This window comes from Pseudomonas sp. RC10-4-2 (genome assembly GCF_050433085.1).
Lineage (GTDB): Bacteria > Pseudomonadota > Gammaproteobacteria > Pseudomonadales > Pseudomonadaceae > Pseudomonas > Pseudomonas aeruginosa.
In genome coordinates, this window is sequence record NZ_JBNPXX010000001.1 from 926,548 (window position 1) to 950,161 (window position 23,614).

General features: G+C 68.1%; 24 protein-coding genes. 11 read left to right on the forward strand and 13 right to left on the reverse strand.

Annotation, left to right across the window (positions count from 1 at the left end):
* Positions 1-12 precede the first annotated feature (12 nt).
* Genes FHW81_RS04340 through FHW81_RS04350 form a run of 3 tightly spaced genes read left to right on the forward strand, consistent with a single transcriptional unit; the run spans position 13 to position 4,489 of the window.
* Entirely contained in the window at positions 13-1,809 is a 1,797-nt protein-coding gene (locus FHW81_RS04340) for a type I secretion system permease/ATPase (protein ID WP_023117055.1), read from the forward strand.
* The gene (locus FHW81_RS04345; RefSeq protein ID WP_017001281.1) at positions 1,806-3,137 is read left to right on the forward strand and encodes an HlyD family type I secretion periplasmic adaptor subunit; all 1,332 of its coding nucleotides are present in this window, start codon (positions 1,806-1,808) and stop codon (positions 3,135-3,137) included. The genes FHW81_RS04340 and FHW81_RS04345 overlap by 4 nt, the downstream gene beginning before the upstream one ends.
* On the forward strand, positions 3,134-4,489 hold the full coding sequence (locus tag FHW81_RS04350) for a TolC family outer membrane protein (protein ID WP_003113107.1): 1,356 nt from the start codon (positions 3,134-3,136) through the stop codon (positions 4,487-4,489). Before FHW81_RS04345 ends, FHW81_RS04350 begins: the two co-directional genes overlap by 4 nt.
* On the opposite strand, the gene FHW81_RS04355 is transcribed toward FHW81_RS04350, so the two are convergent.
* On the reverse strand, positions 4,482-4,769 hold the full coding sequence (locus tag FHW81_RS04355; RefSeq protein WP_003091839.1) for a DUF3509 domain-containing protein: 288 nt from the start codon (positions 4,767-4,769) through the stop codon (positions 4,482-4,484). The genes FHW81_RS04350 and FHW81_RS04355 overlap by 8 nt on opposite strands.
* A gap of 174 nt (positions 4,770-4,943) precedes the next feature.
* Here FHW81_RS04355 and FHW81_RS04360 point away from each other — a divergent pair, with 174 nt between their 5' ends.
* The 5 genes from FHW81_RS04360 (at position 4,944) to FHW81_RS04380 (ending at position 9,202) form a co-directional block, all read left to right on the forward strand.
* On the forward strand, positions 4,944-5,429 hold the full coding sequence (locus FHW81_RS04360; protein WP_003091838.1) for a phosphate-starvation-inducible protein PsiE: 486 nt from the start codon (positions 4,944-4,946) through the stop codon (positions 5,427-5,429).
* A 100-nt stretch (positions 5,430-5,529) separates the two neighbouring features.
* Positions 5,530-6,501: an HlyD family secretion protein gene (locus FHW81_RS04365; protein ID WP_003091837.1), complete on the forward strand. Its 972-nt coding sequence runs from the start codon at positions 5,530-5,532 to the stop codon at positions 6,499-6,501.
* Between the two features lie 3 nt (positions 6,502-6,504).
* Positions 6,505-7,677, forward strand: a complete 1,173-nt coding sequence (locus tag FHW81_RS04370) for an ABC transporter permease (protein WP_003098671.1) — start codon at positions 6,505-6,507, stop codon at positions 7,675-7,677.
* Positions 7,674-8,807, forward strand: coding sequence for an ABC transporter permease (locus FHW81_RS04375; protein WP_031630919.1), 1,134 nt, complete (start codon positions 7,674-7,676; stop codon positions 8,805-8,807). The genes FHW81_RS04370 and FHW81_RS04375 overlap by 4 nt, the downstream gene beginning before the upstream one ends.
* A gap of 53 nt (positions 8,808-8,860) precedes the next feature.
* Positions 8,861-9,202, forward strand: a complete 342-nt coding sequence (locus FHW81_RS04380) for a YceK/YidQ family lipoprotein (protein ID WP_003098676.1) — start codon at positions 8,861-8,863, stop codon at positions 9,200-9,202.
* Position 9,203: 1 nt separating this feature from the next.
* On the opposite strand, the gene FHW81_RS04385 is transcribed toward FHW81_RS04380, so the two are convergent.
* Positions 9,204-10,130: a LysR family transcriptional regulator gene (locus FHW81_RS04385; protein ID WP_003091833.1), complete on the reverse strand. Its 927-nt coding sequence runs from the start codon at positions 10,128-10,130 to the stop codon at positions 9,204-9,206.
* A gap of 273 nt (positions 10,131-10,403) precedes the next feature.
* On the opposite strand from FHW81_RS04385, the gene fpr reads away from it, so the two are divergent.
* Positions 10,404-11,180 carry a ferredoxin-NADP reductase gene (gene fpr / locus FHW81_RS04390; protein WP_003091832.1) on the forward strand — a complete coding sequence of 259 codons (777 nt, stop codon included), beginning with the start codon at positions 10,404-10,406 and terminating at the stop codon, positions 11,178-11,180.
* An 82-nt stretch (positions 11,181-11,262) separates the two neighbouring features.
* Here the strand turns inward: fpr and FHW81_RS04395 are convergent, their stop codons facing one another.
* The 7 genes from FHW81_RS04395 to FHW81_RS04425 all read right to left on the reverse strand — a co-directional run bounded on the left by FHW81_RS04395 (position 11,263) and on the right by FHW81_RS04425 (position 19,569).
* A complete protein-coding gene (locus FHW81_RS04395) occupies positions 11,263-11,799 on the reverse strand; it encodes a nitrous oxide reductase accessory protein NosL (RefSeq protein WP_003091829.1) in 537 nt (178 codons plus the stop codon).
* A gap of 16 nt (positions 11,800-11,815) precedes the next feature.
* Positions 11,816-12,643 carry an ABC transporter permease gene (locus FHW81_RS04400; protein ID WP_060774196.1) on the reverse strand — a complete coding sequence of 276 codons (828 nt, stop codon included), beginning with the start codon at positions 12,641-12,643 and terminating at the stop codon, positions 11,816-11,818.
* On the reverse strand, positions 12,634-13,548 hold the full coding sequence (locus FHW81_RS04405; protein WP_003113111.1) for an ABC transporter ATP-binding protein: 915 nt from the start codon (positions 13,546-13,548) through the stop codon (positions 12,634-12,636). The genes FHW81_RS04400 and FHW81_RS04405 overlap by 10 nt, the downstream gene beginning before the upstream one ends.
* Complete coding sequence (locus FHW81_RS04410; protein ID WP_003117558.1) at positions 13,545-14,831, reverse strand: nitrous oxide reductase family maturation protein NosD; 1,287 nt, start codon at positions 14,829-14,831, stop codon at positions 13,545-13,547. The genes FHW81_RS04405 and FHW81_RS04410 overlap by 4 nt, the downstream gene beginning before the upstream one ends.
* Positions 14,828-16,738 (reverse strand): TAT-dependent nitrous-oxide reductase, encoded by a 1,911-nt coding sequence (gene nosZ, locus FHW81_RS04415; protein ID WP_003098686.1) that lies wholly within the window; start codon positions 16,736-16,738, stop codon positions 14,828-14,830. The genes FHW81_RS04410 and nosZ overlap by 4 nt, the downstream gene beginning before the upstream one ends.
* Positions 16,739-16,780: 42 nt before the next feature.
* Positions 16,781-18,928 (reverse strand): transcriptional regulator NosR, encoded by a 2,148-nt coding sequence (gene nosR / locus FHW81_RS04420; RefSeq protein WP_058159182.1) that lies wholly within the window; start codon positions 18,926-18,928, stop codon positions 16,781-16,783.
* A 227-nt stretch (positions 18,929-19,155) separates the two neighbouring features.
* Positions 19,156-19,569 carry a VOC family protein gene (locus FHW81_RS04425; RefSeq protein ID WP_034084317.1) on the reverse strand — a complete coding sequence of 138 codons (414 nt, stop codon included), beginning with the start codon at positions 19,567-19,569 and terminating at the stop codon, positions 19,156-19,158.
* Positions 19,570-19,629: 60 nt separating this feature from the next.
* Between FHW81_RS04425 and FHW81_RS04430 the strand changes: the two genes are divergently transcribed.
* Positions 19,630-19,932, forward strand: a complete 303-nt coding sequence (locus FHW81_RS04430; RefSeq protein WP_031672162.1) for a putative quinol monooxygenase — start codon at positions 19,630-19,632, stop codon at positions 19,930-19,932.
* A 6-nt stretch (positions 19,933-19,938) separates the two neighbouring features.
* On the opposite strand, the gene tsaA is transcribed toward FHW81_RS04430, so the two are convergent.
* The 4 genes from tsaA to amrZ all read right to left on the reverse strand — a co-directional run bounded on the left by tsaA (position 19,939) and on the right by amrZ (position 22,400).
* Positions 19,939-20,634, reverse strand: coding sequence for a tRNA (N6-threonylcarbamoyladenosine(37)-N6)-methyltransferase TrmO (gene tsaA, locus FHW81_RS04435; protein ID WP_060774197.1), 696 nt, complete (start codon positions 20,632-20,634; stop codon positions 19,939-19,941).
* A 52-nt stretch (positions 20,635-20,686) separates the two neighbouring features.
* On the reverse strand, positions 20,687-21,457 hold the full coding sequence (gene rhlG / locus FHW81_RS04440; protein ID WP_003122221.1) for a 3-oxoacyl-ACP reductase RhlG: 771 nt from the start codon (positions 21,455-21,457) through the stop codon (positions 20,687-20,689).
* 97 nt (positions 21,458-21,554) lie between these two features.
* The gene (locus tag FHW81_RS04445; RefSeq protein ID WP_003098694.1) at positions 21,555-21,920 is read right to left on the reverse strand and encodes a DUF2784 domain-containing protein; all 366 of its coding nucleotides are present in this window, start codon (positions 21,918-21,920) and stop codon (positions 21,555-21,557) included.
* A 153-nt stretch (positions 21,921-22,073) separates the two neighbouring features.
* Positions 22,074-22,400 (reverse strand): transcriptional regulator AmrZ, encoded by a 327-nt coding sequence (gene amrZ / locus FHW81_RS04450; protein WP_003091802.1) that lies wholly within the window; start codon positions 22,398-22,400, stop codon positions 22,074-22,076.
* Positions 22,401-22,760: 360 nt separating this feature from the next.
* Between amrZ and phnC the strand changes: the two genes are divergently transcribed.
* Positions 22,761-23,597 (forward strand): phosphonate ABC transporter ATP-binding protein, encoded by an 837-nt coding sequence (gene phnC, locus FHW81_RS04455; RefSeq protein ID WP_003098696.1) that lies wholly within the window; start codon positions 22,761-22,763, stop codon positions 23,595-23,597.
* Positions 23,598-23,614 lie beyond the last annotated feature (17 nt).

Genomic DNA, 23,614 nt, shown 5'->3' on the forward strand with positions numbered 1-23,614 from the left:
GACCCGACTCCGATGAAGCTCCGGCCGGCCTCGCCGCGCAATGAAATCCTCGCCACCCTCGGCCGCTTCCGCCCGGCGCTGCGCAGCGTCGCGCTGTTCACCGCGGTGATCAACCTGCTGATGCTGGCGCCGTCGCTGTACATGCTGCAGGTCTACGACCGGGTGCTCGGCTCCGGCAACCACATGACCCTGCTGATGCTGACCCTCATGGTGCTCGGCCTCTACCTGCTGCTCGGCGCCCTGGAGTGGGTGCGCAGCCTGGTGGTGATCCGCCTCGGCGGCCAGCTCGACATGCAACTCAACCAGCGCATCTACGACGCCTCGTTCCGCGCCAGCCTGGAGCGCGGCGAGCAGGCCGTCGGGCAGGCGCTGAACGACCTGACCAGCCTGCGCCAGTTCCTCACCGGCAACGCCCTGTTCGCCTTCTTCGACGCGCCCTGGTTCCCGCTCTACCTGCTGGTGATCTTCCTCTTCAGTCCCTGGCTCGGCCTGCTCGCCCTGGTTGGGGCGCTGCTGCTGGTGCTGCTCGCCTGGGTCAACGAAAGCCGCTCGCGCGAACCGCTGGCCGAGGCCGGGCAACTGTCGATCCTCGCCACTCAGCAGGCCTCGGCCAACCTGCGCCAGGCGGAAACCCTGGCGGCAATGGGCATGTTGCCGGCCATGCGCGCGCGCTGGTTCGCCCAGCACCAGGCCTTCCTTGCCCGGCAGAACCTCGGCAGCGAGCGCAGCGCGGCGATCGGCGCGACCTCCAAGGGCGTGCGCCTGGCCCTGCAGTCGCTGGTGCTCGGCCTCGGCGCCTGGCTGGCGGTGGAAGGCCTGATCACCCCGGGGATGATGATCGCCGGCTCGATCCTGATGGGCCGCGTGCTCAGCCCCATCGACCAGTTGATCGCGGTCTGGCGCCAGTGGAGCGGCGCGCGGCAGGCCTACCAGCGACTGGCGCGGCTGCTCGAGGAGAATCCGCCGGCCGCCCTGGGCATGCCGCTGCCGGCGCCGCGCGGCGCGTTGCGCGTCGAGCGGCTCTGCGCGGCCGCGCCGGGACGCGAGCAGGCATTGTTGCAGGACCTCGGTTTCGCCCTGGAGCCTGGCGAAGCGCTCGGCGTGATCGGGCCGTCCGGTTCCGGCAAGTCGACCCTGGCGCGCTTGCTGGTGGGCGCCTGGCAGCCGCTGTCTGGCGCGGTGCGCCTGGACGGCGCCGACCTGCGGCAGTGGAGCGCGGCGGCACTGGGGCCGCACATCGGCTACCTGGCCCAGGACGTGCAACTGTTCGCCGGCAGCATCGCCGAGAACATCGCGCGCTTCGCCGAGGTGGATGCCGAGAAGGTGGTGGCGGCAGCGCGCCTGGCCGGCGTACACGACCTGGTGCTGCGCCTGCCGCAGGGCTACGACACGCGCCTTGGCGACGGCGGCGCCGGTCTCTCCGGCGGCCAGCGCCAGCGCATCGGCCTGGCCCGCGCGCTGTACGGGCGACCGGCGCTGATCGTGCTCGACGAACCCAATGCCAGTCTCGACGAGGCGGGTGAGGCGGCCCTGGCCGAGGCCATCGCGGCGATGCGCCGGCAGGGCAGCAGCCTGGTGCTGGTCACCCACAAGCCGGCAGTGCTGGCGCTGACCGACAAGCTGTTGTTGCTGCATGGCGGGCGCCTGCAGCGTTTCGGCGCGACCGCCGAGGTGCTCGCCAGCGCCTCGCCGCCGGCCGCTGCGGCCCCGGCCCCGGCGCCGACACGGCCGACGCCGGCGTTCGGTTTCGGCTACCGGCCGGGACCGGGCATGCCGGTCGGCGGTGTGCCGGGAGGAGCGGCGCGATGAGCGGGCAGGCGCGGTTGCGCGAAGTCGGCGCCGGCGGCGCGGCGCTGGAACTGGACGAGAAGCGTTTTTCCCGGCTCGGCTGGGGGCTGGTGCTGCTCGGCTTCGTCGGCTTTCTCCTGTGGGCCGGGTTGGCCCCGCTGGACAAGGGCGTCGGGGTCTCCGGCACGGTGATGGTGGCCGGTAGTCGCAAGGCCGTGCAGCACCCTACCGGCGGCCTGGTCAGGCACATCCGCGTGCACGAAGGCGAGCGGGTTGAGGCAGGACAGGTGCTGCTGGAGATGGACGCTACCCAGGCCCGGGCCCAGGCCGATGGCCTGTTCGCCCAGTACCTGGCGGCGCTGGCGAGTCTGGCGCGGCTGAGCGCCGAGCGCGATGAAAAGGCGCGGATCGAGTTTCCCGCCGAGCTGCTGGCGCTGGACGACCCGCGCCTGCCGACCCTGCTGGAACAGCAGCGGCAGTTGCACGACAGCCGTCGGCGGGCGCTGCGCCTGGAACTCGATGGTCTCGCCGAGACGGTCGCCGGCAGCCAGGCGCAACTGGACGGCCTGCAAGCCGCGCTACGCAGCAAGGAGCAGCAGCGCGCCGCCCTCGAGGAACAATTGCGCGGCCTGCGCCAACTGGCCAGCGAGGGCTACGTGCCGCGCAACCGCCTGCTCGACAGCGAGCGCCTGCTGGCCCAGGTCAACGGCGAGATCGCCGGCGACCTCGGCAGCCTCGGCAGTACCCGCCGGCAGATCCTCGAACTGCGCCTGCGCATGGCCCAGCGGCGGGAGAAGTTCCAGGAAGAGGTGCGCGCCAGCCTGGCCGACGCCCAGGTGCGCGCCGAGGAGTTGCGCAATCGCCTGGCCAGCGCGCGCTTCGACCTGGCCAACAGCGAGGTACGGGCGCCGGTCGCCGGCCTGGTGGTCGGCCAGGAAGTGTTCACCGAGGGCGGCGTGATCGCGCCCGGCCAGCAACTGATGGAAATCCTCCCGGAGCGCCAGCCGCTGCTGGTGGACGCTCGGCTGCCGGTGGAGATGGTCGACAAGGTCCGCGTCGGCCTGCCGGTGGAGCTGATGTTCAGCGCCTTCAGCCAGAGCACTACGCCGCGGGTGGAGGGCGAAGTGACCCTGGTTTCGGCCGACCGCCTGCTGGACGAGCGCAGCGAGGCGCCGTACTACCGGGTGCGCATCCGCGTAGGGGAGGAGGGCGTACGTCGCCTGGCCGGCCTGGAGATCCGCCCGGGGATGCCGGTGGAGGCCTTCGTTCGCAGCGGCGAGCGCTCGCTGTTGAACTACCTGTTCAAGCCGCTGGCCGACCGTACCCACCTGGCGCTGGGGGAAGAATGAATCGCCTGCGAGCCTGCCTGCTGTCCTCCGCGCTGCTTTCGGCCTCTTCGGCCCAGGCGCTGGGCCTGCTGGACGCCTACCAACTGGCGGTGCGCCACGACCCGACCTTCCAGGCGGCGCTCCACGAGCGCCGCGCCGGCAGCGAAAACCGCGCCATCGGCCGTGCCGGCCTGCTGCCGAGCCTGCGCTACGACTACAACAAGGCGCGCAACGACTCCACCGTCAGCCAGGGCGACGCCCGCGTCGAGCGCGACTATCGCAGCTACGCCTCGACCCTCAGCCTGGAGCAGCCGCTGTTCGACTACGAGGCCTACGCGCGCTACCGCCAGGGCGAGGCCCAGGCGCTGTTCGCCGACGAACAGTTCCGCGGGCGCAGCCAGGAACTGGCGGTGCGCCTGTTCGCCGCCTACAGCGAAACCCTGTTCGCCCGCGAGCAGGTGGTCCTGGCCGAAGCCCAGCGGCGCGCCCTGGAAACCCAGCTGGCGTTCAACCAGCGTGCCTTCGAGGAAGGCGAGGGCACCCGCACCGACCTGCTGGAGACCCGCGCCCGGCTGAGCCTGACCCGCGCCGAGGAGATCGCCGCCAGCGATCGCGCGGCGGCGGCGCGGCGTACGCTGGAGGCGATGCTCGGGCAGGCACTGGAGGATCGCGAACTGGCCGCGCCCATCGAGCGCTTCCCGGCGCTGCGCCTGCAACCGGCGACCTTCGAAGGCTGGCGCCAGGTGGCCCTGCAACGCAGCGCCGAGCTGGGCGCCCAGCGCCATGCGCTGGAGGCGGCAGCCTACGAGGTGGAGCGCAATCGTGCCGGCCACTTGCCCAGGCTCAGCCTCTACGCCAGCAGCAGCAAGACGCACTCGGCTTCGGAAAGCACCTACGAACAGAAATACGACACCGACAGTGTCGGCCTGCGTCTCAGCCTGCCGCTGTTCGAGGGCGGGCGGGTGTCGGCAGCGACCCGCCAGGCCGGCGACAAGTACGCCCAGGCCCAGGCCGAGCTGGATGCCCAGGTGGCCAGTGTGATCAATGACCTGCACAGCCAGTTCGACCTGACCGCCAGCAGCCTGGCCAAGGTGCGTGCCTACGAGATGGCGGTGGCGGCGGCGCGCGAACAGGTGACAGCGACGCGGCGCAGCGTCGCCGGCGGGGAGCGGGTCAATCGCGACGTGCTGGACGCCGAACAGCAGTTCTACGGCGCCCGCCGCGACCTGGCGGAAGCGCGCTACGCCTACCTCAACGCCTGGCTGCGCCTGCGCCAGCTGGCGGGGGTGCTGGAAGACCGCGACCTGGCGGTGCTGGCTGCCTATTTCGGCGCCGGCGAAGGACGCGCGCAGGTCACCGCTGCCATCAGATAGCTATCGGCCAGCGTGCCTTGCCTTGGGTCATCGCCTGCAACAGTTGCGGCGCGCTGGTGCCGTTTTCGATGGCGATGCCGAAGCGGATGCTCTCGATCATCCGCTGCAACTGTTCCAGGTCATGCAGTTGCGCCGGTCGGATCAGGCGCTTGGCGGCGACCCCGCGTTCGTTGGAGAGGGTGAGGACGATGCTGCCGTCCGGCCGCTCCAGGCTGAGGTTGACCCGGTACTCGGCCTGGAAGGCCTCGGTGAGGAGCTGGAAAGGGCTGCTGTCGGTCATGGCGGACCACCTGAATGCTGTCGTGCTGGTTGGGACTGGGTGCCGCCCGGAAAGTTCTTTGTCACCGCCGGGCTGTACCCTGCGCCGACGTGCGGACGTCTATCTGCGCACGTGCCTTGGCCTGGGCCTTGCACGCTTCGGGCCAGGTGGCCGTCGTCTTTGTCGGGAGAAGCTATGAAACAGAATTGGGCCGAGCGCCTGCGCGCAAGCATGCACCACCAGGCGGAGAGCCTCGGCAACCTGCTGGTGGAGGCGTTCCACTACCTGGCCCTGTTCGCCATCGGCGCCACGGTGTTCTGGGCGGCGGGCGCGGCCTTCCTGGGGATGGTGAACAAGGGGCATGCGTCGATCGACGACATCCTCCTGCTGTTCATCTACCTCGAGCTGGGCGCGATGGTCGGTATCTACTTCAAGACCAACCACATGCCGGTACGCTTCCTGATCTACGTGGCGATGACCGCGCTGACCCGCCTGATGATCGCCGACATCCAGCACAACCATACGCCGGACGATGGCATCATCCTGGTCTCGGTGGCGTTGCTGCTGCTGGCGCTGGCGATCCTGGTGGTGCGCTTCGCCTCGGCGCGCTTCCCTTCGGCGAAGTCCGACGGCGCCGCCGCGCGGCGGGTGGCGAGCGAGGACGCCGAAGGGGAAGCCTGATTCGTCGCCGCGCCGGAGCCGGTCTCCGGCGCGCTTCCGGCCAGCGCAACGGCCTGGCAATGTACTACCATCGCCCGGTCGTGTTCAGGAAGCCTGCCCCATGAAGGGATGGAAACTCTTTACCCCGCTGCTGATCCTCGCGATCGTCGCCATCACCCTCTACCTGCGCCTGCACAATCCGCCCCTGCTGTTGCAGGGCGAGGCGGACGCCACCAACGTCATCGTTTCCTCCAAGGCCAAGGGCCGGGTCCAGGTGCTGCACGTGCGGCGCGGCGACGAGGTGAAGCAGGGCGACCTGCTGATCAGCCTCGACAGCCCCGAGCTGGAAGCCCAGCTCGATGCCCTGCACGCGGCGCGCAACCAGGCCCAGGCGCAGCTCGATGAGTCGCTCCACGGTACTCGCGAGGAGAGCATCCGCGCGCTCAAGGCCAGCCTGGCACAGGCCGAGGCCGAGTTGCGCAACGCCGAGTCGGATTTCCAGCGCAACCAGCAGATGGTCGAGCGCGGCTTCCTCTCGCGGACCCAGTTCGACCTCTCGCGGCGTGAGCGCGATGTCGCCCGTGACCGCGTCGCCGAGGCGCGGGCCAATCTCGACGAAGGCCTCAAGGGCGACCGCGAGGAGCGCCGCCAGGCGTTGCAGGCCGCGGTGCGCCGGGCCGACGCGCAGATCGCCGAGCTACAGGCGCAGATCGACGACCTGCAGGTGCGCGCGCCGGTCAACGGCGAGGTCGGGCCGATCCCCGCCGAACAGGGCGAACTGATCAACGCCTACAGTCCGCTGCTGACGCTGGTGCGGCTGGACGACAGCTACTTCGTCTTCAACCTGCGCGAGGACATCCTGGCCAAGGTGCGCAAGGGCGACCGCATCGTCATGCAGGTGCCCGGCCTGGGCGGCGCCGAGGTCGAGACCGAGCTGCGCTACATCGCCCCGCTGGGCGATTTCTCGACCAGGCGCGCGACCCGCGCCACCGGCGATTTCGACCTGAAGACCTTCGAGACCCGCTTCTACCCGTTGCAGCCGACACCCGGCCTGCGCCCGGGCATGAGCGCGCTGTGGCGCTGGACGAACTGAGCGATGGCGTGGGCCGCGCTGAAGCGCAACGCCAGCCGTTTCGTCCAGGCGTTCAACACCGAGACGCGGATCGCCTGCCGCAGCTGGACCATCCACTGGCTCGGCTGGTGCTGGCCGCTGCTGCTGTTCGGCGTGATCAGCGGCGTCTACCAGGCCGGTACCCTGCTGGACATGCCGCTGGCGGTGATCGACAAGGACCATAGCCAACTGTCGCGCAAGTTGATCCGCGAACTCGACGCGACCTCCCACGCCCAGGTGATCACCGTTCCCGCCGGCGTCCAGGAGGGGCTCGACGCGATCCGTCGGGCCGATGCCTACGCCTTGCTCTACATCCCGCCGGACTTCGAGGCCGACGTGCTCGGCGGGCGCGCGCCGAAGGCCGAGCTGTACTACAACGCGCTGCTGTATTCGGCCGGCTATGCCGCCACCCAGGACTTCTCGGCGCTGGTCGCCAGCCTCAACGGCGAATTGCGTCCGCGCCTGGCCGCCGGGATGCCGGCGGCGCTGCCGCACCTGGCGAGCATCAGCGTGTCCTACGACAGCCTGTTCAATGCCAGCGGCAACTACATCTATTACCAGCAGTTCGCCGCCATCGTGCACCTGCTACAGCTGTTCGTGATCGTCACCATGGTCCATGTGCTGGCCCGCGAGGCGCCGGAACTGCGCGCCTCCTCGCCGCACATCCTGCGGGCCAAGGCCCTCGGCGTACGCCTGGTGGGCAAACTGGCGCCCTACACACTGCTGTTCACCGCGCTGCTGATGCTGGAAATCTTCCTGCTGGTGGCGTTCTCCGGCGCGCGCATCAACGGCAGCCCGCTGGCGATGCTGATGATCACGCTGTTCTACGTGATTGCCGCGCAGAGCGTCGGGTTGGTGCTGTTCGTCTTCACCGCCAACCGCTTCACCGCCTATTCGCTGGTGGGCATGCTGATCGGCGTCGCCCAGACCTACTCGGGAGTGCTGATCCCGGAACTGGCGATGCCGACCCTGGCGCGGGTGATCGCCGAGGCCGAGCCGCTGACCCACACCCTGCACGGCCTGTTCGACCAGTTCCTGCGCCAGGCGCCGCCCAGTTCGGCGCTCTACACCTGCGCCAAGCTGGCGCTGTACCCGCTGATCGCCTACATGATCGCCAAGATGCGCCTGCGCAGCCGCCTGGACCTGAGCCCGATATGAAGAACTACCTGCAGATCCTCCGGGAAACCCTGAAGGCCATGCTGTCCAAGCCGATGTGGCTGATGGTCGTGGCCTCGGTGTGCATCACCTCGCTGCCGTACATGAACCACACCGCCCTCGACCTGCCGGTGGCGGTGGTCGACGAGGACCACAGCGACGTGTCGCGCGAGCTGGTCCGGCTGCTCGATTCGGCGCCGAAGGTCGCCGTGGTCGGCTACGACAGCCTGCCGCAGGCCAAGCGCGACCTGGCCTGGCGCGAGCTGTACGCGATCATCGTGATCCCGCTGAACTTCGAGAAGCGCCTGCTGCGCGGCGAGGCGCTGGTGATCCCGTACTTCGGCGATGCCACCAACCGCATGGCCAACGGCCAGATCCAGCAGGACATCTCGGCGGTCTACAGCGCGCTGACCAACCGCTACAACGCTGCCCTGCTGGAACGCGAAGGCTTCACCGCGACCCAGGCGCAGTTGGTGCTGAGCCCGCTGGTAGGGCAATTGACCGACCTGTTCAACCCCGGCATCAGCTTCGCCGCCATCGTCCTTCCGGGGTTGCTGTCGCTGATCCTGCAACACAGCCTGCTGCTCGGCTGCACCCGCGGCAACATCATGCTGCGCGGCGGCACCCCGCGCTACATGCGCCAGCCGCTGTCGACCCGCTTCGGCCGCTACAGCGCGCAACTGCTGATCTGGACCGTGCTGGCGATGCTCTTCTACGTGATCTGGCCGCACCTGCTGGGCTATCGCCAGTCGGCCTCGTTCTTCATGCTGCTGGGGATCGTCCTGCCGTTCCTGATCGCGGTGATCGCCCTCAGCGAGTTCATCGCCGAGCTGCTGCCCACCGAGGAATCGGTGTACCTGACCATGACCTTCATCACCCTGCCGCTGTTCTACATGGCCGGCTACAGCTGGCCGGAACAGGCCATGCCGGACTGGGTACGCTGGCTGGCCGACGCGATCCCCTCGACCTGGGCGATCCGCGCCATCGCCGAGATGAACCAGATGGACCTGCCGCTGCGCGAAGTCAGCGACCATGCCCTGGTGCTGCTGGGCATGGCCGCCACCTATGCGTTGCTGGGTACGCTGCTGTACCAGTACCGCAACTGGCGCTGGGACAACGTCAAGGGTTGGTGAAGCGGCGCAAGGCCGGCCATACTCGGCTGGCGTTCGCACAGGGAGATGAAGGAATGTTTCGTTCGGGGCTTTCTTTGCTGGTGCTTCTGGGGCTCGCCACGCTCGGCGGGTGCGGTTCCGTCAACACGCTGGTGCGCGACGACGCCAGCGCCGCCCACGACCTGCGCCTGAAGGCGACCGCCTGCACCAGCCTGCCGCGGGTGTACAGCGGGGTCAGCTACACCTTCTGCCGGCTCAACGTGAAGACCGGGTCGCCGGTGGCGCCGGCGCAAGCCGACGGCATCCTCGAGGTGCTGGCCCTCGACTTCGCGCTGTCCGGGGTGATCGACACCCTCGCGCTGCCCTATACCTCGTACCGCCAGTACCGCGACGGCAACCTGTCCCTGGCCAACTGAGTCAGGGAATCAGCGGCAGCACGATCTCGTCGCTGCGGCTGATCCCGGCGGTCTCGCTGCGGCACAGGTCGAGGAACTCGCGCATGGTCGCGGTCTGGTACTTCTGCTTGTGCCAGATGAAGTAGAACTGCCGGCGCAGGTCCAGGCCGGGCGTTTCCACCGGCACCAGGCTGCCGCGGCGGAAAGCGTCGCGCAGGGCCAGGCGGGAAATGCAGCCGATGCCCAGGCCGGACTCCACGGCACGCTTGATCGCCTCGGTGTGCTCCAGCTCCAGGCGGATGTTCAGCGGCCGCGGGTGATGACGCATGGCCTGGTCGAAGGTCAGGCGGGTGCCGGAGCCCTGCTCGCGGAGGATCCAGGCCTCCCGCGTCAGCCGTTCCAGGTCGGCGCCGCCCCGCCGCGCCAGCGGATGCTGGGGGGCGCAGAACACCACCAGTTCGTCCTCCATCCAGGGTTGCACCTCGATGTCCGGATGCCGGCAGTCGCCCTCGATCAGGCCCAGGTCCAGCTCGTAGTGGGCGACCTGCTGCACCACCTGGGCGGTGTTGTGCACGTGCAGGCGCACCCGGCAGTCCGGCTGGCGCTGCATGAAGGCGCCGATCAGCAGCGTGGCCAGGTAGTTGCCGATGGTCAGGGTGGCACCGAGGTCGAGGGAGCCGAAGGCGGTCTTGCCGTTGAGCAGGTTCTCGATTTCCTCGCCGCGGTCGAGCAGCGCCACCGCCTGCGGCAGCAGTTGGCGGCCGAGGGCATTGAGGGTCAGGCGCTTGCCGGCGCGGTCGAACAGCTTGCAGTCGAACTGCCGCTCCAGCTCGCCGAGCGAGGTGCTGGTCGCCGACTGCGACAGCGACAGCCCCTCGGCGGCACGGGAGACGCTCTCCTGCTGGGCCACGGCGACGAACACCTCGAGCTGGCGGAGGGTGAATTTCATCCAGGCTTCCTCGTCTAGAGCGAAAGACCCCGCGACATTTTGCCGTTCCGTCGGCGGGGTTGGCTCGGTTATCCTTGCGCCCCGTCCGCGGGAGCGATGGGAGCCCTCGGCGGCCGGCGGCCGACCGATATCGTGTTATCCCATATCCATATTCTGGATAAGCATTATCCAGACAATTCATTTTGCGGATATTTTGGCAACCGATAAAATGCCGCGCAACTGCGTCACGTCTGCTGCTGTTGGTGTGCGCCCGCGTTTTCCTAGGAGTCTTTGATGAGCAATCTGTACACCGAGCGCGTTCTCAGCGTGCACCACTGGAACGACACCCTGTTCAGCTTCAAGACCACCCGCAACCCGGGTCTGCGCTTCAAGACCGGCCAGTTCGTGATGATCGGCCTGGAAGTCGACGGTCGTCCGCTGATGCGCGCCTACAGCATTGCCAGCCCGAACTACGAAGAGCACCTGGAGTTCTTCAGCATCAAGGTCCCGGACGGCCCGCTGACCTCGCGCCTGCAGCACCTGAAGGAAGGCGACGAGCTGATGGTCAGCCGCAAGCCGACCGGCACCCTGGTGCACGACGACCTGCTGCCCGGCAAGCACCTCTACCTGCTCAGCACCGGCACCGGCATGGCGCCCTTCCTCAGCGTGATCCAGGACCCGGAAACCTACGAGCGCTACGAGAAGGTGATCCTGGTCCACGGCGTGCGCTGGGTCAGCGAACTGGCCTACGCCGACTTCATCACCAAGGTCCTGCCGGAACACGAGTACTTCGGCGACCAGGTGAAAGAGAAGCTGATCTACTACCCGCTGGTGACCCGGGAGCCGTTCCGCAACCAGGGCCGCCAGACCGACCTGATGCGCAGCGGCAAGCTGTTCGAGGACATCGGCCTGCCGCCGATGAACCCGCAGGACGACCGTGCGATGATCTGTGGCAGCCCGAGCATGCTGGAAGAGACCAGCGCCGTGCTCGATAGCTTCGGCCTGAAGATCTCGCCGCGCATGGGCGAGCCGGGCGACTACCTGATCGAGCGCGCCTTCGTCGAGAAGTAGGCCTCCGCCGCGCCTCGTCGCGCCAGGCGAAGAAAGCCCCTGCCGTATCCGCGGCAGGGGCTTTCTGCTTTCCGGCCCCCGCTCAGTGCGCCGGGTGCCGGTGCGGGTGGTCGCCGCCCACGCCTTGCAGCACCGCCTGGTCGATCTCGTCGAAGCGCAGTACCCGGCCGCCTTCCTCGGCCGCCAGGCGCGTCGCGGCCTCTTCGTCGGCGAACGAGGCGAGGGTGGCGCCCATGCCGCCCGGCCGCTGGATGCCGACCACGTAGTAGGCGCGGGTGGCGTCGATCAGGCGGGCATCGTCGGGGTGCCGCCAGTCGGCCTGGCTCATGTCGTGGACATACAGGCGCGCCTGGCCCTGGCGGTTTTCCGGTTGCAGCCACCAGCCGAACAGTTCGGCGGTGGAGCAGAACTTGCGCACCGCGCCGGGAAGCACCGCCTCGCCCTTGGGACCGGGCATTTCCTCGATGAGCATGCCGCAGACGTGGCATTCGTCGCCGCTGGCGATCGGCACCGGGCCGAGTGCCGTGGCGTCGTCCCGCGACGCATCGCAGCCGGCCAGCAGCAGGCCGAGCAGGAGCGTGCCGAGCAGAGGGCGCAGGGGGAGGGTATGACGTTGCATGGCGGAACCTCGTGAGTCAGATGGGGCGGCGGCGGAACAGGCCGTGGGCCAGCGCCAGGGCAGCGCAGGCCCAGAGGACCAGGGCCAGCCAGAGGGCGCTGGCGGACACCGGCAGGTCGCTGGCCAGGGGAACCACCCCGCCGGCGGCGGCTGCGTCGAAGCCGGACAGGTTGATCAGCCGGTAGAGGTCGGTCGGGTTGAGCAGCAACAGCCAGGGCAGCAGCCGCGGGCTCAGGTGACCCTGGCTGAGGACCAGGATCGCCAGCAGGGCCAGGTCGAACAGCAGGACGAAGAAGAACCACAGGCCGAGCGCCTGCCCGGCGGCGCTGGATTTCTCGCTGGCGCGGCTGCTCAGGGCGTAGGCCAGGGCGAGGAACACGCAGCCGAGCAGCAGCGAGGAACCCATGAAGCGGCCGAAGGCGCCCAGCAGGATGGCCGCCTCGACCTCCGGCACCAGCGCGAGGATCGCCAGCGCCGCGCTGCCGAAGCCGATCAGGGTGGCCAGGGCGAGGATCAGGCCGTGACCGAGGAACTTGCCGAGCAGCAACTGGCCGCGCCCCAGCGGGTAGGTCAGGAGCAGCAGCAGGGTGCCGCCTTCCTCCTCGCCGACGATGGCGTCGTAGGCCAGCAGCAGGGCGATCAGCGGCATCAGGAAGGTGGCCAGGCTGGTCAGGCTGGCGACCGTCGCCGGCACCGAAGTGAAGCCGACCTGGCCGGCCGCGGCGGCGCCGAACCAGGCGATGCCCACCGAGAGCAGGGCGAACAGCAGGCTGATCGCCAGCAGCCAGCGATTGCGCAGGCCGTCGGCCAGTTCCTTGCGGGCGATGGTCCAGACTACGGGCATGGCGTGGCTCCGGCGGGGGCGGGGGACATGTGGTGGCGATAGAGGTCCTCCAGCGACGGCGGCAGGATTTCCAGGTCGAACTCGCGCGCGGCCAGCAGCGCTTCCAGCACGCCGTCGCGCTCGGCATCGTCCAGCAGTACCTCGATGCGCTGGTCGTCCAGTCTCCGCGCCGCCAGGCCGGCCCGGTGCCAGCGTTCGAGCCACTGCGGGTTATGCGGGCTGGCCAGGCGCACGCGGGTCGGCAGAGCCGCCTTGCGGCGCAATTCGGCGAGGCTGCCGGCCACTTGCAGGCGGCCGCCGGCGAGAATCGCGGCGCGGTCGATGTGCGTCTCGACGCCGGGCAGCACATGGGAGCAAAGGACGATCCCGGTGCCCTGGCCGCGCAGGCGGTCGAGCAATTGGTAGAGCTCGACGGTGGCCAGCGGGTCGAGGCCCACCGTCGGTTCGTCGAGCAGCAGCAGGCGCGGTTCGCCGAGCAGCGCCTGGGCCAGGCCGAGGCGCTGGCGCATGCCCTTCGAGTAGGTTTTCAGGCGCCGCCTGGCGGCATGGCCGAGGCCGACCTGTTCCAGCAGGCGCGCGGCTTCGGCCGGCGCCACGCCCTTGAGGCGGGCGAAGTGGCGCAGGGTTTCCGCGCCGCTGAGCTGCGGGTAGAAGGTCACGTTCTCCGGCAGGTAGCCGAGCTGGCGGCGCGCCTCCAGGCTCCTCGCATCGTGGCCGAGGACCCGCACGCGGCCTTCGCTGGGGGCCAGCAGGCCGAGGACCAGCTTGATGGTGGTGGTCTTGCCGGCGCCGTTGTGGCCGAGCAGGCCGAGCACCTCGCCGGGCTCCAGGCGCAGGTCGAGCCCGCTCAGGGCGGTGAGGGCGCCGTAGCGCAGGGTCGCGCCGTCGATCTCGACCAGGCTCATGGCCTCGGCTCCGCGGCGGGCATCCGCATCAGCGGATGGCTGTCGCGCACGCCGGGCGAGCGCACCACCGGGAAGGCGCGCTGGACCCAGCGCAGCAGCTCGATGCTCGGGCTGTTCAACAGCAGGCGTACCTGCGGGTACAGCCAGATCAGCCGGTCGACGTTGTCGTTGGGCTCGTAGGCGACGTCGCCGAGACCGTCGTCGTCGCGGTCCCAGCCCAGGTAGTCGCTCCAGTAGTTGCCGCGGCCGTCGGCGGACCACTCCTGCTCGCGGCTGGCGACGTACTTGACCTGCTGGCGGTTGCCTATGAAGGCGTTGCCGGCGATGCGATTGTCCTCCGAGCCGGCGGTGAGGTGGATGCCCAGGGCGCTGTCGGCGAAGCTGTTGCCTTCGATGCGGTTGAACAGCGAGTTGTAGATGAACAGCGCCTTGCCCTCGGCGCCGGAAATCATCGCGTCGCCGGTGCTGCCGCTGCGCACGCCCTCGACGCGGTTGCCGGCCAGGGTCGAGTAGGTGATGTAGTTCATCAGGATGCCGTAGTTCTCGTCGTCGATGGAGCGGTTGCCGGTCACGGTCAGCTTGCGGCTCTGCATCAGCGCGTAGCCGGTGCGGGTGCGCCGGGTCAGGTTGTCGGTCACCCGGCTGTTGTGGGTGAACATGTAGTGCACGCCGTAGCGCAGCTCCTCGAAGCGGTTGGCTTCGATGCTGCTGTCGTTGGAAGTGTCGATGTAGACCCCGTCGCGGGTGTGGCTGACCCGGTTGCCGCGGACCAGGGCGTCCTTCACCGCATAGAGGTGGATACCGTTGCCGCGATCCTGGGAGCGCACGCTTTCGTCGCCCTCGATGCGGTTGTCGAGCACCTGCGCGCCCGCCGTGGCGTCGAGCCAGACGCCGAAACCCGCGCCGCGCAGGTCGTTGCCGCGGATCACGGCGCCGCTGGCGGCCTTGCCGACGAAGATCGCGGCGTCGAGTTCGGTCAGGTTGCGCCCCCAGTTGCGCAGCCGGCAGCCCTCGACGGTGATCCCGGGGCTGGTCAGGGTCAGCAGGCTGCCGTGGCCGCCGCCGTCCAGTTCGGCGCCGGCCTCGCAGCGTAGGTGCAGCGGCCGGTCGATGACGAAGTTGCCGGCGTAGCGGCCCGCCGCCAGGCTCCAGCGGCCATCGCCGTCGGCCCGCAGCGGCAGGCCGTCGACCGGCTCCGCGCGGGCCGTGGCGAGGCCGAGCAGGAGCAGGGCGAGGAGCGGCCCCGCCCGGCGCCCGGCCAGCGACCGCGCTGCGTGGATCAAGCCTTTTCCACCAGCATCCGCCCGCACATTTCCATGTGCAGGGCGTGGCAGAACCAGCTGCAGTAGTACCAGTGCACCCCGGGCTTATCGGCGACGAAGGTGATCGACGAGGTCTGTTGCGGGCTGATCTCCATGCAGACGCCGTGGTTGACCATGACGAAGCCGTGGGTCACGTCCTCGATCTCGTCGAGGTTGGTGATGGTCACGGTGACTTCGTCGCCCTGCTTCACCTTGAACTCGGTGAGGCCGAAGGAGGGCGCCATCGAGACCATGTAGACGCGGACCTTGTTGCCCTCGCGGATGACCTTGTTGTCCTTCATCAGGTCGATGCCGTCCTTTTCCGCGCGCTTGACCGTCTCGGCGAAGAACGGGTCCTTGCGGTCCCAGATCTTGCGGGTCTTGATCTGGTCGCGGCGGGCGAGGATGCAATCGTGCGGTTCGGCGAAGGTCGGGCCGTCGTGGACCAGCTTCATTTCCTCGCCGGAAATGTCGATCAACTGGTCGTTCTCCGGGTGCAGCGGACCGGTGGGCAGGAAGCGGTCCTTGGAGAACTTGCTGAGCACCACGATCCACTTGCCGTCGGCTTCGCTGGTCTCGCACAGGGTGGCGTGGTTGTGCCCCGGCTGGTACTGCACGTCGAGTTTCTGGCGGATGTAGTCGACCTTCTCGCCCTTGTAGGCGCGCACCGCGTCGGCCAGGTTCCACTTCACCAACTGGCTGTCGATGAACAGCGTGGTATAGGCGTTGCCTCGGCCATCGAAAGTGGTGTGCAGCGGGCCGAGGCCCAGTTCCGGCTCGCCCACCACCACGTCGCGCGGGTCGGCCAGCTTGCCGGCGAACAGGTCGCCGAGGCGCTCGATGGCGATCATGGTGCAGGTCGGCGAGAGCTTGCCGTTGGCGATGAAGTACTTGCCGTCCGGCGAGGTGTTCAGCCCGTGGGGGTTCTTCGGTACCGGGATGTAGCGGGTCACCGGGCTGTCCTTGCCGTCCTTGCGCCGGCCGTCGACCACCGGCACCTTCGAGTCGCCGAGGGTGACGAAGCGCTTCGCCTTGATCTCGGCCTCGATGCGCGGGATGTCGAACACCACCACCCAGTCGCGCTCGTTGCGCATCATGCCGCCGAGGTCGACGGCCTTCTCCGAGTTGTAGCAGGTGGAGGCGGCGAACCTGCCGCTGTAGTCCATGTCGGTGTTGTCGAGGTTGCCGTCGACGATCACCTGCCAGGCCACTTCCATGGTCTCGGCGTCGATGGCGTTGTACAGGGTGAAGGCGTTGTCGCCGGACAGGTCGAAGGTCGAGCCGTCGTTGGGATGGGGGATGATGAACTCGGCGTTGCAGAACACGTAGCGGGTATGCGGCACCTTTTGCAGGCGCAGGCCGTGGATCGCCTGGACGTTGGGAATGGTGACGATGCGGTCGCATTTCATGACGTCCAGGCGGATGCGCGCGACCCGGCTGTTGGCCTTGTCGTTGATGAACAGGTACTTGCCGTCGTACTTGCCGTCGGTCATCGAGATGTGCGGATGGTGGCAGTCGCCGTTGAGGAAGCGCGCGCTGTCGCCGAGGACCCGCTTGCTCTCGTTGGTCAGGCCCCAGCCGGTGGCCGAGTCGACGTTGAACACCGGTATGCGCATCAGCTCGCGCATCGACGGCACACCGAGCACGCGTACTTCGCCGGAATGTCCGCCGCTCCAGAACCCGTAGTACTCATCCAGTTCGCCGGGGGCGACCTCGGCCTTGCTGCGCTCGCCCTTGCCCGCGGCCCGGGCCTCGCGGCCGACCACCGCGCTGCCCAGGGCGCTGGCGCCAACCAGGGCGGCGGCTCCGGTCAGCGCCGAGGCGCCGAGGAAGCCGCGGCGGTTCAGGCCGTGGGTTTCTTCGTGGGGGCTTTTCGTGTCGTCGCTCATCTCGTGTCGTCCTCAAGGGCAGTCAGGGGAAAGGGAGCCAGGTCAGAGGTTCTCCGCGGGTATCCGCGCGTTGTCCGCCGGCGCGCTCTTCGCGCGCTTCTTGCGCTTGTTCACCAGCGGCGGGCACTTGTCCTGGTCGTGGTAGGTCATCTGGCAGTCGAGGCAGTAGTGGCATTCGTTGGCCTCGATGCGGCCGTCGGGATGGATCGCCTGGATCTCGCATTCGCGGGCACAGAGCTGGCAGGGCCTGCCGCATTCCGCGCGGCGCTTGAGCCAGTCGAACAGGCGCGCCTTGGCCGGGATCGCCAGGGCCGCGCCCAGCGGGCAGAGGTAGCGGCAATAGACCTTGCGGGTGAACAGGTTGACCACCAGCAGCGCGACGGCGTAGGCGACGAACCACCACTGGCGGTCGAAGCCGAGGGTGATGGCGGTCTTGAACGGCTCCACCTCCGCGGCCTGCTCGGCCAGCGCCAGGGATTCCAGGGAGAGACCGAAGAGCACCAGCAGGATGATGTACTTGATCGCCCAGAGCCGCTCGTGCACGGCGAACGGCACCTGGAACTGCGGCACGCGGAGCTTGCGCGCGAGTTCGTTGAGCAGTTCCTGTAGCGCACCGAACGGGCACAGCCAGCCGCAGAACACGCCGCGGCCCCAGAGCAGCAGGCTGGCTGCGGTGAAGGTCCAGAGGATGAACAGCAGCGGGTCGCTGAGGAACAGCTCCCAGCGGAAGCCTTCGAACAGCGCGTGGACGAAGGTCAGCACGTTGACCACCGATAGCTGGCCGAGGCAGTACCAGCCCAGGTAGACCAGGGTGAACGCCAGGTAGCCGGTGCGCAGTCGCTGCATCAGGCGCGGCCGTCGCACCAGGCGGTCCTGGAGGAAGAGGATCGCCAGGAGCAGGACGAGGGCGGTACAGAGGACTCCGATCTGGAAGCTCTTCTGGTACCAGACCCGCAGCCACAGCGGCCGGGCAGCCTCTTCCAGGGCGGCCAGTTCCTCGGCCGTTGGCTGCGGCCGCTCCAGGTATTCCTCGGGCGTCTGGCAGGCCAGCTCGAAGCTGGTGAATACCCCCGCCACCGGGCCGGTCTGGCGCCGCACGAGCAACTCCAGGGTCCAGGGCGAGCCCGGATCGAAACGCTGGCTGGCGCGGGCGACGAAGATCGCCATCTCGCGGAACTCCGGCATGCCTTCGGCGTAGACGTCCGACAGGCGCTGGTAGTCGAGGTCGCGGAAGCTGATGATGTCGCCGAACTGGCGCAGTTGGACCCGATCGAAGATGCCACCGCGCACGTAGCCGGAACCCTTGAAGGAATACTCGCCGTCGCCGAGCACGACGAAGGCGTATTCGCCTGGCTTCAGCGACGCCATCAGTTCGCGGTACTGGTTGTCGCCGAGCAGGCTGCGGCCCACCGCGGGAGGGTTGAGCAGGGCGCTGTAGAGATCGATGAACGGCTCGTCGCGGTGCGCCGCGTCGGCTTCGCCGATGCCTTCGGCCTCGCTGCCCTTGAAGGCGTCGTCGATCTGCCCGCGACTCAACTGCAGGCGGCGGATCGCACCGTTGCCGAGCAATTCGCTCCAGCTCGCCGTCGCTGCCGGTTGCTGGCGCACCTGCGCCGGCTTGGGCCGCACATTGCCGCGGTCCTCGATCAGGCCGAGGGAAACCGCCACCGTATGTGCGGCGCGCATGACGATCTCGTTGACCACCATCACCGTCACCGTGGCGCCGCTCACCGCGTCGACGGTAACCGCCTGCGGGTCGCTGGAGCGGCCGACCACCACCCGCTGGTCGGCGCGCACGCCGTCGTACCTGGCGCTGAAGGCGTGCAACTTCTCTTCCGGGATGCCGATCAGCAGGATCGGTTCGTGGTGTTCGAGGACGTAGGCGTCGCGGATAACCGCCTGCGGATCGAGGATCACCTGCAGGTTGATCGGCTTGCCGGAGTAGGCCGGGATGTCGGTGACGCTGAGGGTCTGGAAGGCGTAGCCGAGGGTTTCCTCGCCCTTGCTCAGGCGGCGTACGCCGTAGTCGCCTTCGGGGTCGCCGATCCGCTCGACCGCGGGGAATACCTGGGCGATGCGCAGACGCTCCAACTCGCTGAGTTCGGCACCCTGGGCGGCGAGGCCGACCAGCAGGAGCATCCAGGCGAAGACACACCGCCACGATCCGGCGGAAAAACGAAGGGCGCGCATAGGTTCCATCTACTACTGGCTACCGGCGAAAAAAGGGACGCCGCGCTGCGGTGGGGTCTGCGCCTGGCGGTGGAATCGCTTCCGTTGCCGGATGCTAGGAGGAGCGGGGGCGGAACGCGCTTGATGAAAGTCAAGAAGTGGAGATGAGGAACAAGCGAGGTTGCTGGCACTCAGTGTACCGAGTCGCCCCTCTCCCTTCAGGGAGAGGGGAGAGGGCTGCCCGAGGCTCAGGCCAGGCGTTGCCCGGATACCGCTGGATGGTACAGCGGCTGCACCTTGTTGCCCGCCGGGTCGAGCAGGTGGAAGCTGCGCGCGCCGTCGCCGTGGTCTAAGGGTTGGTCGAGCAGGGTCACGCCCAGCGCCTTCAGGTAACGGTACCAGGCTTCCAGTTCCTCCACGCTGTCGACGACGAAGCCGTAGTGATCCATGGTCTGCAGGCCGTTGCTGGCGGCGTGGGCGCGGCCGAGGGAAAGGTTGTCGTTGCCGCAGGTGAGATACACCAGGTCTTCGTTGGCGCGGTTCAGCACTTCCATGCCCAGCACGTCGACATAGAAGCGCTCGCATTCTTCCAGGTTGGGCACCAGCAGGGCGAGGTGACGCAGGCCGTTGAGGCGGGAGGGGCGGGCAGGGCGGTCGGACATGGGTTTGCTTCCTTTTTTGTATACAATAATTTTGTAAATCTAAAACAAAAGGAAGTTTCCGTGTACTGCATCTTTATCAAGACCCGCCTCAGGGCCGGCTGCGCCGAGGCTTTCATCGATGCCATCCAGGTCAACGCCGCCGCTTCCGTGTCCACCGAGCCCGGCTGCCTGGTGTTCGACGTTTCCCGCGACCGACAGGACCCTGACCTGGTCTATCTCTACGAGGTCTATCGCGATGACGCGGCCTACGAGGCGCACACCCGCACCGCGCATTTCCGCGACAGCCGGCCGTTGGTCGAGCCGCTGATCCTCGAACAGGAAGTCTTCGAAAGCGACGCGCTGGCGCTCAATCCGCTGCGCTGAGAAGGCTCAATCGCCGCGGGCGACGTCCAGCACGCGGATCAGGTCCGGGCGCGGGTAGTGCCAATGCACGTCGAGGTCCCACAGGCGCACCCCGTAGCGGCGCCCGGGCTCCGGCTTCTGGTAGGCCGGGCGTGGGTCCTGGGCCAGGCATTGCTCGATCAGCTCGGCTACCGGCTGCCGCAACCGCTGGCCGTGCTCATGGGCCTGGCGCCGCGCCTGCTCGCTCCACTCCACCGTGATGCCCGGCGGCGGCGCGTCGGCGATGCCGTTGCGGGCGTCGGCCACGGCGTCGGCGTAGGGTACGTAGGGCTTGATATCGAGTACCGGGGTGCCGTCGAGCAGGTCGATTCCGGACAGCCACAGGCGCCCCGCTTCGAAGCCCTCCAGGCGCACCACCGACTGGCCGATGCCGTTCGGCCGATGGGTGGCGCGGGTGGCGAAGACTCCCAGCGAGCGGTTGCCGCCCAGGCGCGGCGGGCGCACCTTCAGTCGCGGCTTGTCTTCCAGGGCCTGGTGGAAGAGGAACAGCAGCCAGACATGGCTGACCTGCTCCAGGCCTTCCAGCGCTTCCACCTGGTCGAACGGCGGCAGCAGTTCCAGGGTCCCCCGCGCCGCCGGCGCGAGCAGCGGCTGGCGCGGGATGGCGAACTTCTCCATGAAGCAGGAGCGGATGTAGCCGATGGGAGAAACGCTGTGGGTCATGGCGGGACGAGGCGAGCGGTCGGGGGCGTCATGTTACCCGGATTGGCGGCGCTCAGAGATGAAAACCGCCGTCGATGGGGATCACGTTGCCGGTCATGTAGGCGCCGGCGGTGCCGGCCAGGCTGATCGCCAGCGCCGCCATCTCCTCCGGGCGACCCCAGCGGCCCATGGGAATCGACGCGCTGTCCGCCTCCAGTGCCTGCGGGTCATTGGCGATGTGACGGGTCATGCGGCTCGGAAAGCGTCCGGGAGCGATCACGTTGACATTGATGTGCTCGCCGACCAGTTCCTTCGCCAGCATCCGCGACAGTTGATGCAGCGCGGCCTTGCTCGGCCCGTAGGCATAGGCTTGTTCGCCCATGGCGCTGATGCCCGCCACCGAGCCGATGTTGATCACCCGCGCCGGGTTCTCCGCGCTGGCCGAGCGGCGCAGCAGCGGCAGCAGTTGCTGGATGCAGGAAAACACCGAGGTGACATTGAGCTGCATGACCTTTTCCCAGCCGGACACCGGATAGCTTTCCAGCGCTGCGCCCCAACTGGTGCCGGCGTTGTTCACCAGGATATCCAGCCGCGCGCTGAGTCCGCCGAGCGCCTCCGCCAGGCGCCGGGCACCGGCTTCGCTGGAAAGGTCGGCGGGGATCGCCTGGCAGTCGCCGTAGGCCGAGAGGCGTGTGGCGGTGTCGGCGCAGGCCTCTGCGTCACGTGCGCAGATGAAGACGCGGGCGCCGGCTTCGAGAAGACCCTGGGCGATCATCTGGCCGATGCCGCGGCTGCCGCCGGTGACCAGGGCGATGCGACCGGCGAGACTGAAATAGGGATGCATGGGAATGACTCCGGGCTGGGCAGGGGAGACCAGCCTACGATTCGCCTCGCTGCCGGCGCAGCATTATCCAGGTACGGAATGACGTGGCATCCGTGGCTCAGCGGCTACCGCGGCGATGCAACAGATACAGGTAGGCGATCAGGTTGAGCAGCAGAACGATGGCGCCAAGGATCCACTGCACCGCCGGGGTCAGGCCGGCGGGATAGATCAGCGGCAACAGGTAGTGCTCGACGAAGCCGCCGCTGTAGCCGGCGTCCCCGGCGGCCCGGCGCAGACGATTCTCCAGCGGGGTCAGCGGACAGGGCAGGCCGAGAAACTCCACCGCGCAGCCCCAGGCCACCGCCGGCAGGTGCAGCCAGGCCAGGCGTGGCCAGCGCAACGGCAGCAGGCCGCCGAACAGGACGAACAGGATGAAGCCCAGGTGCAGCCAGACCAGGGCATCGGCGGCCAGGCGATAGCTCATTCGGCTCTCCCTCGTGGCGTTGGAGGGATAACGCCACCGCTACAGGGGCCGGCGGATAACCGCCTTGCGGTTACTCGCCCATGGTTTGGCCATCCATAAAGAAAAAGCCGGCGAATGCCGGCCATTTCAAGCGCTACGCGTGGGCTTCGGCGCTCAGGCCTGGGCCAGCTCCGCATCGTGTGCGATCAGGGCGACCAGCGCGTTCTGCTGACGGTGGGTCAGCTGGCGGAAACGCTGCAGCAGCTCGCGCTCGTGCAGGCTGAGTTCCGGGCTGTCCAGGCGAACACCGAGATTGTCTTGCAGCGCCCCTTCCTGGAGCAGGCTCTGCTCGAGTCGGGCGATGATCTCGGAGTTCATGCTGCGGTGATGGCTGCGAGCGACTTCTGCGATCTGCTCACGCATGCCCTCGGGCAGACGAACGACGAATTTGTCAGCGGTACGGCTGGAGTAGGTAGGAGTTGCCTGTTTCAGTGGGCGCATACATTGAACCTGTAGAGTCAGGGAAAAGCGGTGCCGAGGAAGCGTTCATTGTTCTCGGGCCTATGACCACGATTTCCGCTAGCCGTTCAGTCTGTTATTTCGGAAACAACAATTAGTTGACGTCAATTGTGCGTTGCGTGCCGGCGTTTTGCCAGTACCAGCTATCTGAAATGCGATCGATTCAGCAAAAGCCTAGTTTTTTACTGGGGGTTGGATGATGGCCTTCTGACCACCGGTCGTTCAAGGGATTGTCACTCGACTGTCATCGTCACTTCACCGGGCTGACACAGTCTCCTTCTATCTTGGTCTACACCAGATGGCGCCGCTGGCGTCTTCGTGCAACCGATTGGAGGGAGAACGATGAGCGCGGTGATCCGTGTCGACAGCCTGAACAAGACCTTTGCCCGCAAGCAGGCGCTTTTCAACCTGAGGCTGGAGATCCAGGCGGGCGAGATGGTGGCGTTGATCGGTGCATCCGGCTCCGGCAAATCCACGCTCCTGCGTCACGTCGCCGGGCTCGCCCGCTGCGACCGCGACAACGGCGGCAGCATCGACGTGCTGGGTCGCCGCCTGCAGGCGTCCGGCCGCCTGAGCGGCGAAGTGCGTCGCCTGCGCGCCGACATCGGTTACATCTTCCAGCAGTTCAACCTGGTCAACCGCCTCAGCGTGCTGGACAACGTCTTGCTCGGCTTCCTCGGTCGCATGCCGCGCTGGCGCGGTTCGCTGGGGCTGTTCAGCGCCGAGCAGAAGCGCCAGGCCCTGGAAGCGCTGGCGCGGGTCGGCCTGGCCGATTTCGCCGGGCAGCGCGCCTCGACCCTTTCCGGTGGCCAGCAGCAGCGCGTGGCCATCGCCCGCGCCCTGACCCAGAAGGCCGAGGTGATTCTCGCCGACGAACCGATCGCCTCGCTCGACCCGGAGTCGGCGCGCAAGGTGATGGACATCCTCGCCGACATCAACCGCCACGACGGCAAGACCGTGGTGGTGACCCTGCATCAGGTCGACTACGCGTTGCGCTATTGCCCGCGCGCGGTGGCCCTGAAGGGCGGCCGGATCCTCTTCGACGGCAGCAGCGAGCACCTTTCCGAAGGCTTCCTCAACGAACTCTACGGCGCCGAAGGGGACACCCCGCTGCTGTTTTCCGACCGTGCCCGGCGAGGGGCGGAGAGCCAGCCGGAACTGACCCTCGCGCGCGCCTGACGTCATTCGAACCGCAT

Excerpts from the sequence above, each read along its gene's own strand:
- FHW81_RS04340 (WP_023117055.1), top strand. The coding sequence starts at position 13 with ATGAAGCTCCGGCCGGCCTCGCCGCGCAATGAAATCCTCGCCACCCTC.
- FHW81_RS04345 (WP_017001281.1), top strand. The coding sequence starts at position 1,806 with ATGAGCGGGCAGGCGCGGTTGCGCGAAGTCGGCGCCGGCGGCGCGGCG.
- FHW81_RS04350 (WP_003113107.1), top strand. The coding sequence starts at position 3,134 with ATGAATCGCCTGCGAGCCTGCCTGCTGTCCTCCGCGCTGCTTTCGGCC.
- FHW81_RS04355 (WP_003091839.1), bottom strand. The coding sequence starts at position 4,769 with ATGACCGACAGCAGCCCTTTCCAGCTCCTCACCGAGGCCTTCCAGGCC.
- FHW81_RS04360 (WP_003091838.1), top strand. The coding sequence starts at position 4,944 with ATGAAACAGAATTGGGCCGAGCGCCTGCGCGCAAGCATGCACCACCAG.
- FHW81_RS04365 (WP_003091837.1), top strand. The coding sequence starts at position 5,530 with ATGAAGGGATGGAAACTCTTTACCCCGCTGCTGATCCTCGCGATCGTC.
- FHW81_RS04370 (WP_003098671.1), top strand. The coding sequence starts at position 6,505 with ATGGCGTGGGCCGCGCTGAAGCGCAACGCCAGCCGTTTCGTCCAGGCG.
- FHW81_RS04375 (WP_031630919.1), top strand. The coding sequence starts at position 7,674 with ATGAAGAACTACCTGCAGATCCTCCGGGAAACCCTGAAGGCCATGCTG.
- FHW81_RS04380 (WP_003098676.1), top strand. The coding sequence starts at position 8,861 with ATGTTTCGTTCGGGGCTTTCTTTGCTGGTGCTTCTGGGGCTCGCCACG.
- FHW81_RS04385 (WP_003091833.1), bottom strand. The coding sequence starts at position 10,130 with ATGAAATTCACCCTCCGCCAGCTCGAGGTGTTCGTCGCCGTGGCCCAG.
- fpr (WP_003091832.1), top strand. The coding sequence starts at position 10,404 with ATGAGCAATCTGTACACCGAGCGCGTTCTCAGCGTGCACCACTGGAAC.
- FHW81_RS04395 (WP_003091829.1), bottom strand. The coding sequence starts at position 11,799 with ATGCAACGTCATACCCTCCCCCTGCGCCCTCTGCTCGGCACGCTCCTG.
- FHW81_RS04400 (WP_060774196.1), bottom strand. The coding sequence starts at position 12,643 with ATGCCCGTAGTCTGGACCATCGCCCGCAAGGAACTGGCCGACGGCCTG.
- FHW81_RS04405 (WP_003113111.1), bottom strand. The coding sequence starts at position 13,548 with ATGAGCCTGGTCGAGATCGACGGCGCGACCCTGCGCTACGGCGCCCTC.
- nosZ (WP_003098686.1), bottom strand. The coding sequence starts at position 16,738 with ATGAGCGACGACACGAAAAGCCCCCACGAAGAAACCCACGGCCTGAAC.
- nosR (WP_058159182.1), bottom strand. The coding sequence starts at position 18,928 with ATGCGCGCCCTTCGTTTTTCCGCCGGATCGTGGCGGTGTGTCTTCGCC.
- FHW81_RS04425 (WP_034084317.1), bottom strand. The coding sequence starts at position 19,569 with ATGTCCGACCGCCCTGCCCGCCCCTCCCGCCTCAACGGCCTGCGTCAC.
- tsaA (WP_060774197.1), bottom strand. The coding sequence starts at position 20,634 with ATGACCCACAGCGTTTCTCCCATCGGCTACATCCGCTCCTGCTTCATG.
- rhlG (WP_003122221.1), bottom strand. The coding sequence starts at position 21,457 with ATGCATCCCTATTTCAGTCTCGCCGGTCGCATCGCCCTGGTCACCGGC.
- FHW81_RS04445 (WP_003098694.1), bottom strand. The coding sequence starts at position 21,920 with ATGAGCTATCGCCTGGCCGCCGATGCCCTGGTCTGGCTGCACCTGGGC.
- amrZ (WP_003091802.1), bottom strand. The coding sequence starts at position 22,400 with ATGCGCCCACTGAAACAGGCAACTCCTACCTACTCCAGCCGTACCGCT.
- phnC (WP_003098696.1), top strand. The coding sequence starts at position 22,761 with ATGAGCGCGGTGATCCGTGTCGACAGCCTGAACAAGACCTTTGCCCGC.